We start from the raw sequence: 17,678 nt of genomic DNA, 5'->3' as shown, positions 1-17,678 counted from the left end.
GACCCTGATTGCATCAGGGAATCAGGAAAATCACCAGCTGGCGCGGGCCATGCGCGCCCATTTGCAGCTTCTGCTCGATATCGGCGCTGCGTGAAGGGCCGGTGATCATGTTCACCGTGCGCGGCAGGCGGCCCGGCGACGCCTCGCGCAGCCGATCCCAGGCATCCTCATACGGACCGACAATATCCTGCTTGCTCAAGACCACCAGGTGGGTGTCCGGCAGGAAGTTGAGGGTGGTGGGGCTTTCAGGGCGCGAGTAGAGCATCAGGGTGCCCGTTTCGGCAATGCCGGCAAAGGCAAGCGTCAGGCTGGCCTCGTCGCCGACCTGACCTGTACGCTGATGGCACTCAACTCGGGTGCGCACCGCGGCCCAGCCCAACTCGGTCAGCGTGGGGTCGCTGGCCAGCACCAGTTCACTCTGGCCTTTCTGCTCCAGCGCATCGGCAGCGGCGGTGGGCAGCTGCTCCAGAGAGTCGAGCTCCACGATCTCGGCGGCTGCCTCTTCCGCCATACGCACAAACAGTTCCACCTGTGCCGGATGGTCATGCTGGCTGCGGGCCGGAATCCGGTTGCGCGGATGTGATTGCAGACGCTCGCGGACTGCCTCGCGCTGAGCATCAGTGGCCTCGCTGCGGCGCAGACCGCGGCGGATATTGGCAAAGATTTCGGCACGGCTGCTCATTATTTGCTCTCCTGTTTCTGGCGTGCTTTCCACTGCTGCATGAAGGTCTTTCCTGTCGGCACTGGCATATCCCGGTGATCGGTCCAGCCGGCAGCCATGGGCAATGAGCTGACCTTGCCTTTCTTGCCGCCCAGCAATCGCATGAAGCGGGAGGCACTGGCGGACATCAGGCGATAGAGCCCCGGGCGCTTGGCAAAAAAGGCCCAGCCGCCCAGGCCCCAGCGCACGGCTTTCGGGCTCAGGTGTTTCTCGAACTCCTTTTCACGCCAGTGGCGCATCAGTTTGGGCAGCGGAATGCGTACCGGACAGACCTCTTCGCACTTGCCGCAGAAGGTGGAAGCGTTCGGCAGCAATCCGGCTTTTTCGATACCGATCATCTGCGGCGTCAGCACCGAGCCCATCGGCCCCGGGTAGACCCAGCCGTAGCTGTGGCCGCCGACCGAGCCGTATACGGGGCAGTGGTTCATGCAGGCGGAACAGCGGATGCAGCGCAGCATCTCCTGGAACTGGGTGCCGACCATATCGCTGCGCCCGTTATCTACCAGTACCACGTGAAAGTTCTCCGGTCCGTCCTGATCATCCGGGCGGCGATTGCCGGAGGAGAGCGTGTTGTAGACGGAATACTCCTGACCCGTAGCCGAGCGTGCCAGCAGACGCAGGAACAGACTCATGTCCTCCAGCGTGGGCACCACCTTTTCAATGGAAGACACCACGATATGGGTTTTGGGCAGCGTCTGGGTCAGGTCGCCATTGCCCTCATTGGTGACGATAATGGTCGATCCGGTTTCCGCGACCAGGAAGTTGGCACCGGTAATGCCCACATCGGCAGCCACGAACTGCTTGCGCAGCATCTCGCGCGCTTCGGCCATCAGCTCTGCCGGATCGTCCGACTTCGGACGCTTGTGGTGCTCGTGAAAGGCTTCGGAGACATCCTCAAGATTCAAATGGATGGCGGGGGCGATGATGTGGCTCGGATGATCACCGCGCAGCTGCAGGATGTATTCGCCCAGATCGGTTTCCACCGGGCGCACGCCGTTCTCTTCAAGGTACTCGTTCAGGTTGATCTCTTCGGTCACCATGGACTTGCCCTTGGTGACCGTTTTGGCGTCCTGCTCGCGGCAGATCTGCAGGATGGTCTTGCGTGCATCTTCCGAGGTGCGACACCAGTGTACCTGACCGCCGTTTTCCACCACGCGGGCTTCAAACTCCTCCAGATAGAGGTCCAGGTGTTCCAGAATGTGGTTTTTCAGGTCACGGGCCTGATCCCGCAGCTCTTCAAACTCCGGCATACGGGCAACGGCAGCGGCGCGTTTGCCGGGGAAGCCGGCCTTGAGGTTGCCCAGCGCCTTCTGCAGGTTTTCATCCTGCAGGGCGATACGGGCACTTTGCTTGAATTCGGGACTCTTGATCTGCATGTGTGTGCTCCGTTCAGATGGCCTTGCCCAGGTCGTAGTCTGCCTCACCGATGGCGGCGTTGTCGGTCATATCGGCCAACAGCTCGACCACATGGCGGACATCAATCTCGCGACCTTCACGCTTCAGCTTGCCGGCCATATTGAGCAGGCAGCCCAGATCACCACCGACCAGCGTTTCGGCGCCACTGTCGGCCGCGAATTCGGTCTTGTTGCTGACCATGCGGTTGGAAATATCCGGGTATTTCACGCAGAAGGTGCCACCAAAGCCGCAGCAGGTTTCCGCTTCCTGCATTTCGTGCATTTCCACGCCGTCAATCTCGGCCAGCAGCTGTCGCGGCTGCTGTTTGATGCCCAGCTCGCGCAGGCCCGAGCAGGAGTCATGGTAGGTGATCCGGCCGTTGAAACGGCTCTGAATACCGCTGAAGCCCAGCTCATCGACCAGGAAAGAGGTGATTTCAAATGCGCGTGCTTTCAGGTCTTCGGCGCGGGCTTTCCAGGGATCATCCTCTGTAAACAGCTCCGGATAGTGGTGCAGCATGCCGATGCAGGAGCCGGAAGGGCCGACCACATAGCGATAGCCGTCAAACGCCTTGATGGTCTGGCGGGCGATGTCACGGCTGGTCTGGTTGTCACCCGAGTTGAAGGCCGGCTGGCCACAGCAGGTCTGGGTGTCGGGGACGTCCACTGAGCAGCCGGCCTGTTCCAGCAGCTTGACGGTGGCAAACGCGACTTCCGGCCGGAACATGTCGGCCAGGCAAGTAACGAAAAGGCCGACCTTGATCGGCGGGGTATGAGCATCAGACATGGTGTCGGCAACCTCTGTTATTCTCGTGCGCAGTTGAGTGCGATGGCTTCAAGATAGGTGAAGTTGTCAGGGGCGTGAATGCTATACTGCAAACTGGTCTTACCAAGAAGGCAGAAGGGAGAGTGGCGTGAGCCTGCAATACAGCCTGGAACGTTTGTTGCTGGATGGCGAGTGGATTCCGGGTGAGCCGATCCCGTCAGAGCGCAGCCTGATGCAGCGCTTCGACGTTTCACGCGGTGCCGTTCGAGAAGCGATGGCCGGATTGCGTGCCCGGGGCGTGGTTGAAACGCGCCAGGGAGGACGCAGCCGCTGTGCCAATCTGCTGGAACCACATCTGGAACTGCCGCTTCAGGGGCATGGTGACGATATCGACTTTCAGTTGCAGGTGCTGGAGGCACGTGCCGTGCTGGAAGGGGAGGCCGCCTGGTTTGCGGCGCGGCGTGCCAGCGATGAGGAGCTGGTGCGGCTGGAACAGGAGTTTTCCCGGATGCGTGCGCGCAATCGGAACCCGGGTGGCAAGGGGCAGAGTACACTGGACAAGGCCAAGGCTGACCTGCAGTTTCACATGCTGATAGCCCAGTCTAGCCACCATCTGCTGGTGTGCTCGTTCAGTCAGCTGTTCTACAGCCGTTATTTCAACGCCATCTACAGCGTGCTGTCGCGGACCCTGAGCCGCTTCGGGCGCTACCCGGACGGCATTGCGCAGCAGCATGCCGCCATTCACCGTGCCCTGCAGCAGCGCGACGCCGATACGGCGCGCGAGGCGGCGCGCCTGCATATCCTCTATACACGTGACCTGCTCAAGCAGTGTCGCTGATTTTTGTCTCATCCAATCGCGCTTCCCGTTCCGCATCGTTATAATGGCCGCCCGGGTAGGCCGGCACCTCGTACCTGCCGTTGCCTGAAACCCGACCGAATTGTATGTATCACTCAGGGTGTGGCCTCTCGTATGGGTTCCACCCGCCATCAAGGGAACAGTAAAGATGCCTGTTATTACGCTTCCGGATGCGAGTACTCGCACCTTCAACCAGCCGGTGACCGTGCACGAAGTGGCTGCCGATATCGGTACCGGTCTGGCCAAGGCCGCCGTTGCCGGCAAGGTAAACGGTGAGCTGGTCGATACCAGCTACCTGATCGAAGACGATGTCCAGCTGGCGATCGTAACCGCCCGCGACGACGAAGGACTGGAAGTGATCCGTCACTCCTGTGCCCACCTGATGGCGATGGCCGTACAGGATCTGTTCCCCGGTGCTCAGGTCACCATCGGTCCGGTGATCGATGACGGCTTCTACTACGACTTTGCCTACGAACGTCCGTTCACGCCGGAAGATCTGGAAAAGATCGAAGCGCGCATGAACCAGCTGGCGAAAGAGAACCTGCCGGTGTCTCGTTCCATCATGGAACGCGATGAAGCGATCAAGCTGTTCGAAGAGATGGGCGAGAAGTACAAGGTCGAGATCATCGACTCCATTCCGGGTGAAGAGCCGCTGTCGTTCTACAAGCAGGGCGATTTCATCGACCTGTGCCGTGGCCCGCACGTGCCTTCAACCGGTCACATCAAGGCCTTCAAGGTGATGAAGGTGGCCGGTGCCTACTGGCGTGGTGATGCCAAGAACGAAATGCTGCAGCGTATCTACGGCACCGCCTGGGGTGACAAGAAGGCACTCAAGGCCTACCTGCACCGTCTGGAAGAAGCCGAGAAGCGCGATCACCGCAAGCTGGGCAAGCAGCTGAACCTGTTCCACATGCAGGAAGAAGCCCCGGGCATGGTGTTCTGGCACCCGAACGGCTGGACTCTGTACCAGCAGATCGAACAGTACATGCGCACCAAACAGCGTCAGCATGGCTACCAGGAGATCAAGACGCCGCAGGTGGTGGAACGTACCCTGTGGGAAAAATCCGGTCACTGGGGTAAGTTCCAGGAGCAGATGTTCACCACGCACTCCGAAAGCCGTGACTTCGCCATCAAGCCGATGAACTGCCCCTGCCACGTGCAGGTGTTTAACCAGGGGCTGCGTTCCTACCGCGACCTGCCGCTGCGTCTGGCCGAGTTCGGTTCCTGCCACCGTAATGAGCCGTCCGGCTCCCTGCACGGCATCATGCGTGTGCGCGGCTTTGTGCAGGATGATGCCCACATCTTCTGTGGTGAAGACTCCATTCAGTCGGAAGTGGCGGCGTTTATCGACTTCCTGCACGAAGTCTATGCCGACTTTGGCTTTACCGACATCATCTACAAGCTCTCCACTCGTCCGGAAGAGCGCGTGGGCTCCGATGAGAGCTGGGACAAGGCCGAACAGGCACTGGCTGACGCCCTAAATACCGCCGGACTGGACTGGGAAGAGCTGCCGGGTGAAGGCGCCTTCTATGGTCCGAAGATCGAGTTCTCGCTGCGTGACTGCCTCGGACGTGTCTGGCAGTGCGGTACTATTCAGGTCGACTTCTCCATGCCGGGCCGTCTGGGCGCCCAGTTCGTGAACGAACAGGGCGAGCGCGAGACTCCGGTGATGCTGCACCGTGCAATCCTCGGTTCCTTCGAGCGCTTCATCGGTATTCTGATTGAGCATTACGCTGGTGCGCTGCCGGTATGGCTGTCGCCGCTGCAGGCGGTGGTCATGAACATCACCGACAATCAGGCTGACTATTGCCGCGATCTGGCAGAAAAACTCGAAAAAGCGGGTCTTCGTGCCACTGCGGACTTGAGAAACGAGAAGATCGGCTTTAAAATCCGCGAGCGTACTCTACAAAAAGTGCCCTACCTGTTAGTGGTAGGTGATAAAGAAGTCGAGTCCGGCACCGTTGCAGTGCGTACGCGCTCCGGTGAGGACTTGGGTACGATGTCGGTCGACGCGCTGGTGGATCTTATGGTTCAGGATGTGACGCGCAAAGGCCGCCAGGAATAAAAAACCGTCAGGAGATATAGCTATCAGGCGAGATAACAGACGCGGCGGTCGCGTACCGCTGCCTCCGATCAACGAAAACATCCGTGCATCAGAATGTCGTCTGATTGGTGCGGATGGTAATCAGATTGGTATTGTTTCGATTTCAGAGGCTCTTGAGCATGCTCAGGAAGCCGAGCTTGACCTGGTTCAGATCTCGGATTCTGATCCCATTGTCTGCAAAATCATGGACTATGGTAAGCATCAGTACGAGCAGAAGAAAAAAGCAAATGAGGCTAAGAAGAAACAGTCTCAGATGCAGGTCAAGGAAGTGAAATTCCGTCCGGGTACGGAAGAAGGGGATTATCAGGTAAAACTGCGCAACCTGATACGTTTCCTTGAAGCCGGGGACAAGGCCAAGGTAACCCTGCGTTTCCGCGGTCGTGAGATGGCTCACCAGGAATTGGGCATGCAGCTGATGCAGCGCATCGAGGGAGACCTCGGTGATCTGGGCAGCGTAGAGCAGCGTCCGAAAATGGAAGGCCGTCAGATGATCATGGTCATCGCCCCGAAGAAGAAATAGCCACCCGATGACAGCAACCCGATGCGGTTTCCTGCGGGAGACAGGTGTCGGGTTTTGTTGTTTGTCCGGCAGTGGCAGACCTATAAACGAATGCGTGGAGTTAAAGTAATGCCCAAGATCAAAACCGTCCGCGGTGCTGCTAAGCGTTTCAAGAAAACTGCTAACGGCGTTAAGCACAAGCAGGCCTTCAAAAGCCACATTCTGACCAAGAAAACTACCAAGCGTAAGCGTCAGCTGCGCCCGATGCTGCAGGTTCATGCTGCCGACCAGGCTCTGGTCAAGCGCATGCTGCCGTATCTGTAAGTTTTTTTCGGTCATTATCAGTTTTTATAGGAAGGATTTGCTATGCCTCGCGTAAAACGTGGTGTACAGGCTCGCGCCCGTCACAAGAAAGTTCTGAAACAGGCTAAAGGTTACTACGGTGCTCGCAGCCGAGTATTCCGTGTTGCCAAACAGGCTGTTATCAAAGCCGGTCAGTATGCATACCGTGACCGCCGTCAGCGTAAGCGTCAGTTCCGCGCACTGTGGATTGCTCGTATCAACGCTGCGGCCCGTATCAACGGTCTGTCCTACAGCCGCTTTATTGCTGGCCTGAAAAAAGCCGACATCGAGATCGACCGTAAGGTTCTGGCTGACCTGGCTGTATACGAGCAGGCTGCCTTTGCTGCGGTTGTCGAGAAAGCTAAAGCTGCACTGGCGTAACCCCACCCATGGGTAGGGAAGGGTGCCAGCTCGCAACGACTCCGGTCGTGGCAACGGGTGCCCGCAAATGATCGAATCAAACAGGGGAAGGGTGCAAGCTCTTCCCCTGTTTTTGTCTGGAGCCGGAAATGGAAAATCTTGAGACCCTGTTGGCACAAGGCAAACAGGCGGTTGCTGAAAGCGATACATTGGCTGCGCTGGATGAGATCCGAGTGCAGTATCTGGGTAAAAAAGGGGAGCTGACCTCACTGCTCAAAGGGCTGGGCAAACTGTCTGCCGACGAGCGGCCGGCAGCCGGGGCACGCATCAACGAAGCCAAGTCTGCCCTGCAGGCCGACATCAACGCCCGTCGTGACGCGTTGGAAGCGGCTGCACTGGAAGCCAAGCTGGCTGAGGAAACCGTGGATGTCAGCCTGCCGGGACGGGATCAGGCCGTGGGTGGTCTGCACCCGGTGACACGCACCCTGGAACGTATCGAAGCCTTCTTTGGCAGCATTGGTTACAGCGTTGCCGAAGGTCCCGAGATTGAAGACGACTATCATAACTTCGAAGCGCTGAATATTCCGGCTCACCATCCGGCGCGGGCGATGCATGATACCTTTTATTTCGATGCTCACCGCCTGTTGCGTACCCATACCTCCCCGGTGCAGGTGCGTACCATGGAGTCTCAAGAACCGCCGATCCGTATCATCTGTCCGGGTCGTGTCTACCGCTGCGACTACGATCAGACCCACTCGCCCATGTTCCACCAGGTGGAAGGTCTGCTGGTCGACCGCAACATCACCTTTGCTGACCTCAAGGGCACGCTGGAGCAGTTCCTGCGTGAGTTCTTCGAGGAAGATGTGAAGGTCCGTTTCCGTCCGTCCTACTTCCCGTTCACCGAACCGTCCATCGAAGTCGATATCGACCGGGGTGACGGCAAGTGGCTGGAAGTGCTGGGGTGCGGCATGGTGCACCCGAAAGTCTTTGAATACTCCGGCATTGATCCGGAAGAATTTACCGGTTTTGCGTTCGGTATGGGCGTTGAGCGTCTGGCGATGCTCCGCTACGGCGTGGATGACCTGCGCCTGTTCTTCGAGAATGATCTGCGCTTCCTCGGCCAGTTCAAGTAAGTCGTCAACGCATACAAACAGATTTTTCAGGACAGCAGCATGAAATTCAGTGAACAGTGGTTGCGCGAGCTGGTACAGCCGCAGATCGGAACACAGGCGCTGGCAGATCAGCTCAGCCTTTCAGGCCTTGAAGTCGACGATATCGAAGGCGTCGCCGGTGACTTTTCCGGCGTGGTTGTGGGTGAGATTCTGAGTGCCGAACAGCACCCCAATGCCGACAAGCTTCAGGTGTGCCAGGTCAGTGACGGTAGCGAAACCTTCCAGGTCGTCTGCGGTGCGCCCAACGCCCGTGCCGGACTTAAAACCGCCTTCGCCCGTGTCGGTGCCGTACTGCCGGGCAACTTCAAGATCAAGAAAGCCAAACTGCGTCAGGTTGAGTCCTTCGGCATGCTCTGCGCTGAAGACGAGCTGGGCCTGTCTGAAGACCATGGCGGCATCATGGAGCTGGCCCCCGATGCACCGACAGGTCAGGATATTCGCGAATTCCTGAACCTGAACGATCAGATCATCGATGTGGATCTGACGCCCAACCGTGGCGACTGCCTCAGTATTGCCGGTATGGCCCGTGAAGTCGGCGTGCTGAACAAGGCGGCTGTCACTGAGGTAGACGCGCCTGCCGTTGCACCGGTGATCGATGACCGTTTCGATGTTCAGCTGGTCGACAGCCATGCCTGCCCGCGCTACCTGGGCCGTGTTATCCGCAATATCAACCCTGGGGTGACCACGCCCCAGTGGATGCAGGAAAAGCTGCGTCGCTCCGGTGTACGCAGCATCGACCCGGTGGTGGATGTGACCAACTACGTCCTGCTTGAACTGGGCCAGCCGATGCATGCGTTCGACCTGAACAAGCTCGACAGCGGTATCAATGTGCGTCTGGCAGAAGAGGGCGAAAAGCTCACCCTGCTGGATGGCCAGCAAGTGGAACTGAGCATCGATACACTGGTGATTGCCGATGCCAGTGGGCCGGTCGCGATGGCCGGTATCATGGGCGGCGAGCCGACCTCGGTGACCGACGAAACCCGCGACATCTTCCTGGAAAGTGCCTTCTTCAACCCGCTGGCGATTGCCGGCCGTGCCCGCAGCTATGGCCTGCACACCGACTCCTCGCACCGCTTTGAGCGGGGTGTGGACTGGCAACTGCAGCGCAAGGCGATTGAGCGCGCCACAGCCCTGCTGCTGGACATTGTCGGCGGTGAGCCGGGTCCGGTTGTAGAAGCCGTGAAAGACGCGGATCTGCCGCCGGTGCAGCAGGTACACCTGCGCCACGGCAAGGTGACGGCGCTGCTGGCACTGGAGATTCCGGCGGCCGAGATCGAAGAGATTCTGACCCGTCTGGGCATGCAGCTGGAAAAAGTGGCTGACGGCTGGCAGGTCACCGTGCCGAGCTACCGCTTCGACATCAGCATCGAAGTGGACCTGATCGAGGAGATCGCCCGCGTATACGGTTACAACAACCTGCCGGTCCATACCCCGACCGCCAAGCTGCCGATCCCGCCGATCGCGGAAGCGCGCCTGACGCTGCAATCACTGCGCCGTCATCTGGTGGCGCGTGGCTATCAGGAAGCCATTACCTACAGCTTCATCGAAGCCGAGCTGCAGAAAGCCTTTGACGACCAGCACGATGCCATTGCGCTGGCCAACCCGATCTCCGCCGAGATGGCGGTGATGCGAACCACGCTCTGGCCGGGACTGGCCAAGGCGCTGCAGTATAACCAGCACCGCCAGCAGAGCCGTGTGCGCCTGTTTGAGACCGGTCAGCGTTTCCAGCCCAAGGGCGATGCCCTGCTGCAGGAAAATGTGATTGCCGGCATTCTGGCAGGCAACCGTGATGCCGAGGGCTGGACCGCCGGAAAGGACAAGCTGGATTTCTTTGACGCCAAGGGCGATCTGGAATCCCTGCTGGCGCTGGGTGGCTGCGCTGATCAGTTCAGCTTCGTGGCCGACCGTCACGTTGCGCTGCACCCGGGGCAGACGGCCCGTATCGAGCGTAACGGTGAAGCTGTGGGCTACATCGGCGCTCTGCACCCGTCACTGGTGAAGAAACTGGACCTGAACGGCCCGGTTTACCTGTTCGAGGTGGCACTGGATGCCGTAACCGGTGGCAAGCTGCCGCGTTTCAGCTCTTTGTCCAAATTCCCTGAGTCTCGTCGCGATCTGGCCGTTGTGGCCGATCAGGCAACCGGCTTTGATACCATCCGTCAGGTAGTGGAAGCCGAGGCCGGCGAATTCCTCAAACAGGTCACTCTGTTTGATGTATATCAGGGCCAAGGCATTGAACCGGGACGAAAAAGTCTGGCACTGGGCTTGACCTGGCAGCACCCATCGCGCACTCTTAATGATGATGAGATCAACAGTGCAGTGAGTGCCGTTGTATCTGCACTCCGCGAACGTTGTGGTGCAACGTTACGAGAGTAATCACAGGACAGGGTGACCGACATGAGCTCGTTGACCAAAGCCGATATGGCCGAGCGCCTTTACGAAGAGCTGGGCCTGAACAAGCGAGAAGCCAAGGAAATGGTGGATTCCTTCTTTGAAGAGATCCGTGCCAGCCTGGCGCACAACGAGCAAGTGAAACTCTCCGGTTTCGGTAATTTCGACCTGCGTGACAAACGCGAACGCCCGGGTCGCAACCCGAAAACCGGAGAGGAAGTCCCCATCTCGGCACGCCGGGTGGTGACTTTCCGTCCCGGCCAGAAACTCAAGGAGCGCGTGGAGATCTATGCCGGAAACCAGCCAGACGGCGTCTGAACTGGGGCCCATTCCCTCCAAGCGCTATTTCACCATCGGCGAAGCCGCCGACCTTTGTCAGCTCAAGCCCCATGTGCTCAGGTACTGGGAGCAGGAGTTCGACCAGATCAAGCCCGTCAAACGCAACAACCGTCGCTACTACCAGCACAAGGATCTTCTCCTGTTGCGGCAGATTCGAAGTCTGTTGCATGAGCAGGGGTATACCATCGCCGGTGCCCGGCAGTGGCTTGCAGGTGATACGGCAGGGGATGATGCTGCCCGCTATCGACAGTTGCTGCGCCAGACCATTACGGAGCTGGAAGAGCTGCGTGCGCTGCTGAAATCAGTCTGACCCCGAAGCCGTGACTGAAGGCATTTCAACCCTGACTACCAGGCCATTAAGCCCGTCTTCACGGTCCCGTAACTGAACCCGGGCTTCATGCAGGTCGGCAATCAATCTGACGATGGACAGGCCCAGACCACTGCCGCTTGTGTGTTGGCTCTGGCGGTAAAAACGCTCGAATACCCGCGATTTTTCGACCTGACTCAGGCCCGGTCCACTGTCGGTCAGGTTCAGGCAGATGTGGTCGGCCTGACGCTCAAGTGACAGGGTGACTTCACCCCCGGTCGGGGTATAGCGCAGCGCGTTATCAATCAGGTTGCGTAGCATGATGCCCAGATACAGCGCATTACCGTTGACGCTCAGGTTATCTTCGGGGGCAACCAGGCCAAGATCGATATCCCGTTCGATCGCAAAGCCGATCTGGTCGCTGATCGCTTCTTCACAGAGTTGATTGAGGCTGACGGCCTCGGTGTCGGACAGACGCTCCTGAGGGTCCAGCCGACTCAATTGCAGCAACTGGTGCACCATGCGGTTCATGTTGGCCAGACCGTTCAGAATACGGGTGCAATCGCTGCGCGCGTCTTCATCCTGCAGTTGCTGGAACAGGTTTTCACAATGGATCTGCAGCGCCGCCAGCGGGGTGCGCAGCTCGTGGGCCGCATCGGCGGTGAAGCGCCGCTCGCGCTCAAAGCTTTTCTGCAGCCGCAACAGAAGCGCGTTCAGGGCACTGACCAGTGCGTCCACCTCATCCGGAATCGGGTCCAGCTCAAAGGGTTCAAGGTTCTCCGAACTGCGGGTGGAGACTTCACGCCCCAGCGTCAGCAAGGGCCTCAGGTGATGTCCAATCAGCCACCAGATGACCAGCCCCAGCAGCGGCAGAAACACCAGAATCGGCAAGGTGTTGGTGAGGGCGATCTTGATCGCCAGCTCACGGCGGATATGGTCGTCCTGAATAACCTGAATACGGTACTCGCCGCTTGGAACCGCCAGCGTAAACAGCCGCCAGCGCGTGCCGTCAAAGGTCATCTCCCGGTAGCCTGAAGGCGCCTGTTCGGTAACCTGTGCGGGGAAGCTGGGAGACACGATCAGTGGCTCGCCGCTGCTGTCCAGAACGCGGTAGGCAAGCTGTTTTTCGTACGGGTGGGCCGGTTGCCATTGCGCTGAATGCGGCGCGATTGGCTGGTGGCTGTTTTCGCGGGGCACAAGCTGTGCCACCAGGCGTGCCATCTGGGCCATCTGGGCATCGAACAGCTCTTCCGCCTCATCCTTGGCGGCGTAAAACGACAGCCATGCGGTCACCAGCCCGGCACAGAGGCCGGCGCTGATCAGGCTCAGGCTGAGGGCGCGGCGTATGGAGGTCATCAGTCGGTCTTGTCCATCATGTAGCCAACCCCTCTGACAGTTCGGATGATGGCGTTGTCCAGCTTGCGGCGCAGGTGATGAATGTGGACTTCAAGCGAGTTGCTCTCCACCTCGCTGCCCCAGCCATAGAGGGTTTCTTCAAGTCGGCTGCGTGTCATTACCTTGCCGGCATTTTCTGCCAGCGTCAGCAGCAGGCCAAACTCACGCCGTGACAGGTTCACCGGCTCATCCCTATACCGAACGCAGTGGGCTTGCGTATCGATTTCGAGCATGCCCTGTTTCAGGGTCGTCTCGCTGTAGCCCTTGGCCCGGCGGGTAATGGCACGCAGACGCGCGCGCAATTCCGCCAGATCAAATGGCTTGAGCAGGTAGTCATCAGCCCCCGCATCAAGGCCGGCGATGCGGTCCTCGATGGCGTCACGGGCCGTCAGGATCAGCACCGGCAGTGCGTTGCCACTCTTGCGCAGGGTGCGAAGGAGGCTGAGGCCGTCCATGCCGGGCAGGCCCAGATCCAGAATAAGGCAATCAAAGTGCTCAACAGACAGGCTGTGCAGGGCCGCTTCGGCGTTGGTGAGCCAGTCGGCCGCCTCACCAGCACGGGTTAGGGCGCGGGTAATGCCATCGCCCAGCAGGGGGTCATCTTCTACCAGCAGTATGCGCATGCCCGGTTTCCTATTGCAGTTGTTCCAGCAGCTGTTGAATCTCCTGTCGGCGGCCTGCATCCGCGGTTTCGCGTCCCGGGCGTGGAGGCGCCTTCAGAGCCTGCTGCAAGTGCTGACGTGCCTGCTCCCTCTGGCCCTCATCGGCCAGGAATGCGGCATAAAAATAGTGCGTATCAATACCCTTGGGGTTCACCTGCAGTGCCTGTTCAAACAGGCCCCTGGCCTTGTCATCATCGCCGAACCCGATGGGCCAGCCGGGAACCTGATGATAAAGCGTGGCCAGACTGGTGAGTGCCGATCCCTGCAGGGCTTCGGGGTCAATTTCAATGGCAGCCTCGAAGCGCTTGCGGGCCTGTTTGACGCGCTTGAGGGCACCCAGCCCGCCCCGAACTCCGGCTTCGGAACTGAGCACGATGCCCTGCCAGATCATCAGGTCAGGATCCTGAGGGGACCGGTCGAGGGCGGTGCCGATCTCGTCCGCCAGAGCGGCAAAGGCTTTGGCACGGGCATCGTCATCGTGCATGTCATACTGAATCTGTGCCCAGCGTTGCTGCAGGGGCCGCAGCGTTTCCGTGGTCGCCGCCTGAGTCATATTCGCATACCCGGGCAGCAGGGTCAGCAGTGCGAGTGCAACAATTCTTAGGTGCGTCATGGTTAACCCCCGGTGTTGGCGTGGTCGGCCAGTGGTTTGATGATGGGCAGTTTCTTTCTGAGTGCGCGGCTGATCAGCTCGGGTCTGAGTCCGTTGAGCCGGACCAGCAGCTTCTCGGGCCAGCCCACGGTGGCCTGAGCCCGTCCGTTTTGCAGCAGCCGCAGCGCATCGCGGGCCACCCGCTCCGGGTTGTCCTGCTGGCTGCCGGTGGCGCGTGTCATGGCACTGGCACGGTCTGAGTTAAGTGACGTGCGGGTCGCACGGGGGGGCCAGATACTGAACCCTGAGCGGCGTATCGGCATACTCGCGTGAAAGGGCTTCACTGAACAGGCGCAGCGCAGCCTTGCTGGCGCAGTAGGTGCTGTAGCCGGGAAACCCGATGGCACCGAATGCAGAACCGATATTAAGGATGACGGGCGGCTGTGTTTGGTTGTTCAGCAGTCGGGGTAACAGCGCCTGAGTAAGCAGTATGGGCGCATGAATATTAACGGTCAGCAGGCGCTCAATCTGGTCCGGTGACTGCTGGTCGAACAGCTGGAAACAGCTGGTGCCGGCATTGTTGATCAGGGTGTCGAGTGGGGTAAAGTCCTCGGCAACTGTGCTGAGCAGTGTGGCGCGTCCGTCAGCAGTGGAGAGATCTGCGGCGCAGGTCAGCACCTGGGCCGCGCCCTTTTGCAGGCACTCGGATGCCAGTGTTGCGAGTGCGGACTCCTTGCGGCCATGGAGCAGCAGGTTGGCGCCTTTTTCAGCCAGCGCATGTGCAAGGGCTGTCCCGATGCCACCGCTGGCTCCCGTGATCAGAATATGACGTGTATTGAAATGCATACGATACCTCAGGCGGTCGGCAGGCTGCGGAAAATGTCGCCGTAGAGGCGGTAAAATACGCGGGCGCTGTGGGTGATCAGCGCCTGCTCCTCCGGCGACTCGATCCGACCCATCAGGCTGCGGAAAAACTGGATATGATCCTGATCGAGCGAGCCGTGCGAGCGCAGATAGCTGAAAGCCGCATCCGGCAGCTCAAGCCGTTGCTGAATGATCTCGGCCAGGGGAGTGGCCAGATCGACGCTGGTGCCTTCCAGAACCTGCACCATGCCGAAAAAGCCCACCGGATTAACGCGATGGATCAGGTCATAGGCGTAGGCCACCATCAGCTCGGTTGCCATGGACGGCTGCCCGTGACGGACCGATTCCTTGTCGATGCCGCAGGCGGCCAGGTCGTTGAGAATCCACTCCTGATGCCCGGTTTCCTCCTCGATATATTCGGCCACGGCTTCGCGCAGCCATTCCAGGCGTTCCGGTAGTCGGCTGCCGCAGGCCATCAACAGGGGAAGCGTATGTTTGACGTGGTGATAGGCCTCGGTCAGAAAGGCCGTGTACTGATTCAGGCTGATCTCACCCTGCTGGCAGGCCAGAATAATCGGGGCTTCACGCAGGTGGCGACGGGCTTCTACGGTGTCCTGTTGTAGCTGGTCATAGAACGGCATGGGTGTTTCCCTGTTCAGGTTGAAAGAAAGATTCGAGGGTGTGTGCGTACTGCTGTGCGATGGCGTCGCGCCGGGGGCGACCGTTGGGGGTATACAGCGCCGGGTCTGCTTTCAACGGGCCATGGGTGCGGGCCCAGTGTTTGATGCGGGCATAGTCCGGCAGGCGGGCATTCAGCGCAGAGAGGTGTTGGGCAAGCTGGTGGTCACTGAGTCCGGGTGCATGCAGCAGGGCGGCGTTACAGGGCTGACCGTCACCGAATAGCACGGCTTCCTGCACACCTTGCAGCGCCAGCAGCTCCGACTCGACCCATTCCGGGCTCAGGTTGCGGCCGTAGCTGTTGATAAACACGTTGCGCCACCGTCCCTGAACATGCAGAAAACCGGAAGCGTCCAGCGCCACACGATCACCGGTCGCAAAAAAGCCCTCATGTGCAGGCTCTCCCAGATAGCCCAGCATCACATTGCCCTCGACTTTCAGCTCGCCTTCGGGCGTGACGACCAGGGTGTTGTGTGGCAGTGGCTGTCCGGCGCTGCCGGGCAGGTCACGGGACGGGGTATTCACGCTGACCACGGATCCACATTCCGACAGGCCATATCCCTCGTAGGCAGGAATACCCAGCGCGCGGGCACGCTGAATCAGATCAGGGCCAACACGTGCCCCGCCGACTGCGACGAACTTGAGGTCGGTCAGGGCGGAGGCGTGTGTCAGCTGTCCGGTTAGTGAAGTCAGCACCTGAATCAGGCGCGAGGCGTTCAAGGCGCTGGAGCCTTCCCAGCCGAGTGATGTGAGAGAGGGCAGCTGAACCTCTGCGCCCATCAGCAGAGCCGTGTACACGCCCGCGACATTTTCCAGCAGTGTGGCCAGCGGCAGCAGACAGAGGTGACGTTGGATTTTCAGACCGCTCAGGTGCTCGGCCAGACTTCGAGCGACCGCCAACTGTTGCGCGCTGCTCAGGCACACGCCTTTGGGGTTGCCGGTTGTGCCCGATGTGAAGGTAATCTTGGCCGTACCCGGGTGCAGCTCGGCAGGTAACGCCTGCAGCGATTCGGCCCTTAATATCCCCTGTTGCTCGCTGACCAGTGTGTCGATACCGGCTTGTGCCAGCAGGTGCGCGCGCTGCTGGGCACTGAAAAACAGCGGGATGGGGATCAGCGGTATCCCCAGTTGCATGGCCGCCAGGTCCAGCAGAACCCATTGGCATGAATTATCCGCCAGCAGCGCGATGCGGGTGCCGGCAGACTGCTCCAGCCAGTGGCGCATCTGGGCAATACGTTCAGGTAATGCTCCCCAGCTGATGGACTCCCGTGCATCACTGAGGGCGCAGGCCTCGGGTGCTGTCCTGGCCAAGGATTCCAGCTGTGCGAAAAACTGTTCAGGCATGCAGTCGTTCTCCTGCCGTTGCTGATGCCGCGTGGCGGGTGGGGCATTCCCCGGTTATCAATTGCCTGAGCCTTGCGGCACTTTCGGGAATGGAAACGGCGACAACCCTGGGATTCAGGCGGTAATACTCACCCCAGCGGCTTGCGCTCTGTGCTACCCGCTCCGGTGAGGCGAAGGTCAGGGTGTGCAGGTTCAGCCCCAGACGCGTGAAACTGTTGATCAGAGTGGGCGTTAAGGTCAGCACGGCCCACTCCAGCCCCTCATGCTCAAACCGAGCCGCCAGCGCACGAATCAGCTGGCGCGTACTGCCGGCTCCATGGGTTGCAAGGTTGCCCACTTCGACAATCCTGTCGCGCGCGACGGGGGTACCGGACAGGAAGGAGAGGCAGACCTCGACTGGCTGGTCCAGATAGGCTTCCAGAAACAGCGGGCCCTGATGCGCACGCTTGATTCCGGCCGCAGCCAGCAACTGCCCCCGTGCGTTGCGATAACTGACCAGCGTTGGCAGAAAGTCGCGCACATCGGCTGAATGCACCTCTAAAAAGCGGCGGTGGATGAAATTCTCAACGGCGGCACGCAAAGGCGTGTCAGGTTCATGCAGGGTCAGCTGCAGGGGGCTTGCGTCTTCACCAGTGGACACTGTCGTCATGGGGCTGCTCCTCTTCATGGGGCTCCAGTCTGAAGAGGAAAACTTAAATAAGCCTTAAGGTATGCGAGCAGAAAAACTCTTGGATGAAAGCTTCCATTTTTCAAAAGCTTGGGGTAGTATTTGCAGCCTCTTCGGAACTGATCCTTCAGTTCCCGCCTAGTCGGGGCGTAGCGCAGTCTGGTAGCGCACTTGCATGGGGTGCAAGGGGTCGCAGGTTCAAATCCTGCCGTCCCGACCATTTTA

At 59.6% G+C, this 17,678-nt stretch carries 20 protein-coding genes and 1 tRNA gene; 10 read left to right on the top strand and 11 right to left on the bottom strand.

Translation table 11 applies throughout. From position 1 onward, the window contains the following. Window positions 1-13: 13 nt before the first annotated feature. From H9C73_RS03100 to H9C73_RS03090, 3 genes are read right to left on the bottom strand one after another with little or no spacing between them, the layout of a single operon-like run. Window positions 14-682 (bottom strand): LutC/YkgG family protein, encoded by a 669-nt coding sequence (locus H9C73_RS03100; protein ID WP_209286318.1) that lies wholly within the window; start codon window positions 680-682, stop codon window positions 14-16. Next, on the bottom strand, window positions 682-2,097 hold the full coding sequence (locus tag H9C73_RS03095; protein ID WP_209286317.1) for a LutB/LldF family L-lactate oxidation iron-sulfur protein: 1,416 nt from the start codon (window positions 2,095-2,097) through the stop codon (window positions 682-684). Before H9C73_RS03095 ends, H9C73_RS03100 begins: the two co-directional genes overlap by 1 nt. Window positions 2,098-2,110: 13 nt before the next feature. Beyond that, complete coding sequence (locus tag H9C73_RS03090) at window positions 2,111-2,902, bottom strand: (Fe-S)-binding protein (protein ID WP_209286316.1); 792 nt, start codon at window positions 2,900-2,902, stop codon at window positions 2,111-2,113. A gap of 127 nt (window positions 2,903-3,029) precedes the next feature. Between H9C73_RS03090 and H9C73_RS03085 the strand changes: the two genes are divergently transcribed. From H9C73_RS03085 to H9C73_RS03045, 9 genes are all read left to right on the top strand, one after another. Then, window positions 3,030-3,719 carry a FadR/GntR family transcriptional regulator gene (locus H9C73_RS03085; RefSeq protein WP_209286315.1) on the top strand — a complete coding sequence of 230 codons (690 nt, stop codon included), beginning with the start codon at window positions 3,030-3,032 and terminating at the stop codon, window positions 3,717-3,719. Window positions 3,720-3,885: 166 nt separating this feature from the next. Continuing rightward, window positions 3,886-5,802 (top strand): threonine--tRNA ligase, encoded by a 1,917-nt coding sequence (gene thrS, locus H9C73_RS03080; protein WP_209286314.1) that lies wholly within the window; start codon window positions 3,886-3,888, stop codon window positions 5,800-5,802. Window positions 5,803-5,818: 16 nt separating this feature from the next. Continuing rightward, the gene (gene infC, locus H9C73_RS03075) at window positions 5,819-6,361 is read left to right on the top strand and encodes a translation initiation factor IF-3 (protein ID WP_209286376.1); all 543 of its coding nucleotides are present in this window, start codon (window positions 5,819-5,821) and stop codon (window positions 6,359-6,361) included. A 108-nt stretch (window positions 6,362-6,469) separates the two neighbouring features. Beyond that, a complete protein-coding gene (gene rpmI / locus H9C73_RS03070; protein ID WP_010324607.1) occupies window positions 6,470-6,664 on the top strand; it encodes a 50S ribosomal protein L35 in 195 nt (64 codons plus the stop codon). Between the two features lie 42 nt (window positions 6,665-6,706). Next, complete coding sequence (gene rplT / locus H9C73_RS03065; RefSeq protein WP_209286313.1) at window positions 6,707-7,063, top strand: 50S ribosomal protein L20; 357 nt, start codon at window positions 6,707-6,709, stop codon at window positions 7,061-7,063. 128 nt (window positions 7,064-7,191) lie between these two features. Then, window positions 7,192-8,175, top strand: a complete 984-nt coding sequence (pheS, locus tag H9C73_RS03060) for a phenylalanine--tRNA ligase subunit alpha (RefSeq protein ID WP_209286312.1) — start codon at window positions 7,192-7,194, stop codon at window positions 8,173-8,175. 39 nt (window positions 8,176-8,214) lie between these two features. After that, the gene (gene pheT, locus H9C73_RS03055) at window positions 8,215-10,590 is read left to right on the top strand and encodes a phenylalanine--tRNA ligase subunit beta (protein WP_209286311.1); all 2,376 of its coding nucleotides are present in this window, start codon (window positions 8,215-8,217) and stop codon (window positions 10,588-10,590) included. A gap of 21 nt (window positions 10,591-10,611) precedes the next feature. Continuing rightward, window positions 10,612-10,923, top strand: a complete 312-nt coding sequence (gene ihfA, locus H9C73_RS03050; protein WP_209286310.1) for an integration host factor subunit alpha — start codon at window positions 10,612-10,614, stop codon at window positions 10,921-10,923. Then, on the top strand, window positions 10,895-11,254 hold the full coding sequence (locus tag H9C73_RS03045) for a MerR family transcriptional regulator (RefSeq protein WP_209286309.1): 360 nt from the start codon (window positions 10,895-10,897) through the stop codon (window positions 11,252-11,254). The genes ihfA and H9C73_RS03045 overlap by 29 nt, the downstream gene beginning before the upstream one ends. Here the strand turns inward: H9C73_RS03045 and H9C73_RS03040 are convergent. Genes H9C73_RS03040 through H9C73_RS03005 form a run of 8 tightly spaced genes read right to left on the bottom strand, consistent with a single transcriptional unit; the run spans window position 11,246 to window position 17,435 of the window. After that, window positions 11,246-12,607 carry an ATP-binding protein gene (locus tag H9C73_RS03040; RefSeq protein WP_209286308.1) on the bottom strand — a complete coding sequence of 454 codons (1,362 nt, stop codon included), beginning with the start codon at window positions 12,605-12,607 and terminating at the stop codon, window positions 11,246-11,248. The two genes, H9C73_RS03045 and H9C73_RS03040, sit on opposite strands and share 9 nt — an antisense overlap. Further along, window positions 12,607-13,269, bottom strand: coding sequence for a response regulator (locus H9C73_RS03035; protein ID WP_209286307.1), 663 nt, complete (start codon window positions 13,267-13,269; stop codon window positions 12,607-12,609). The genes H9C73_RS03040 and H9C73_RS03035 overlap by 1 nt, the downstream gene beginning before the upstream one ends. A gap of 10 nt (window positions 13,270-13,279) precedes the next feature. After that, window positions 13,280-13,921 (bottom strand): tetratricopeptide repeat protein, encoded by a 642-nt coding sequence (locus H9C73_RS03030; protein ID WP_209286306.1) that lies wholly within the window; start codon window positions 13,919-13,921, stop codon window positions 13,280-13,282. Between the two features lie 2 nt (window positions 13,922-13,923). After that, window positions 13,924-14,142, bottom strand: coding sequence for a hypothetical protein (locus tag H9C73_RS03025; protein ID WP_209286305.1), 219 nt, complete (start codon window positions 14,140-14,142; stop codon window positions 13,924-13,926). 19 nt (window positions 14,143-14,161) lie between these two features. Then, on the bottom strand, window positions 14,162-14,746 hold the full coding sequence (locus H9C73_RS03020; RefSeq protein ID WP_209286304.1) for an SDR family NAD(P)-dependent oxidoreductase: 585 nt from the start codon (window positions 14,744-14,746) through the stop codon (window positions 14,162-14,164). An 8-nt stretch (window positions 14,747-14,754) separates the two neighbouring features. Then, entirely contained in the window at window positions 14,755-15,405 is a 651-nt protein-coding gene (locus H9C73_RS03015) for a TenA family transcriptional regulator (protein WP_209286303.1), read from the bottom strand. Further along, a complete protein-coding gene (locus tag H9C73_RS03010; RefSeq protein WP_209286302.1) occupies window positions 15,392-16,786 on the bottom strand; it encodes an AMP-binding protein in 1,395 nt (464 codons plus the stop codon). The genes H9C73_RS03015 and H9C73_RS03010 overlap by 14 nt, the downstream gene beginning before the upstream one ends. Further along, on the bottom strand, window positions 16,779-17,435 hold the full coding sequence (locus tag H9C73_RS03005; protein ID WP_209286301.1) for a thermostable hemolysin: 657 nt from the start codon (window positions 17,433-17,435) through the stop codon (window positions 16,779-16,781). The genes H9C73_RS03010 and H9C73_RS03005 overlap by 8 nt, the downstream gene beginning before the upstream one ends. Window positions 17,436-17,596: 161 nt before the next feature. Between H9C73_RS03005 and H9C73_RS03000 the strand changes: the two genes are divergently transcribed. After that, a tRNA-Pro gene (locus H9C73_RS03000) sits at window positions 17,597-17,673 on the top strand. Window positions 17,674-17,678: the final 5 nt, after the last annotated feature.

Origin of the sequence: Marinobacterium alkalitolerans (assembly GCF_017776525.1) — a bacterium.
Classification (GTDB): domain Bacteria; phylum Pseudomonadota; class Gammaproteobacteria; order Pseudomonadales; family Balneatricaceae; genus Marinobacterium; species Marinobacterium alkalitolerans.
Note: the sequence above shows the minus strand (reverse complement) of the source record. Positions and strands in the feature narration are given on the sequence as shown.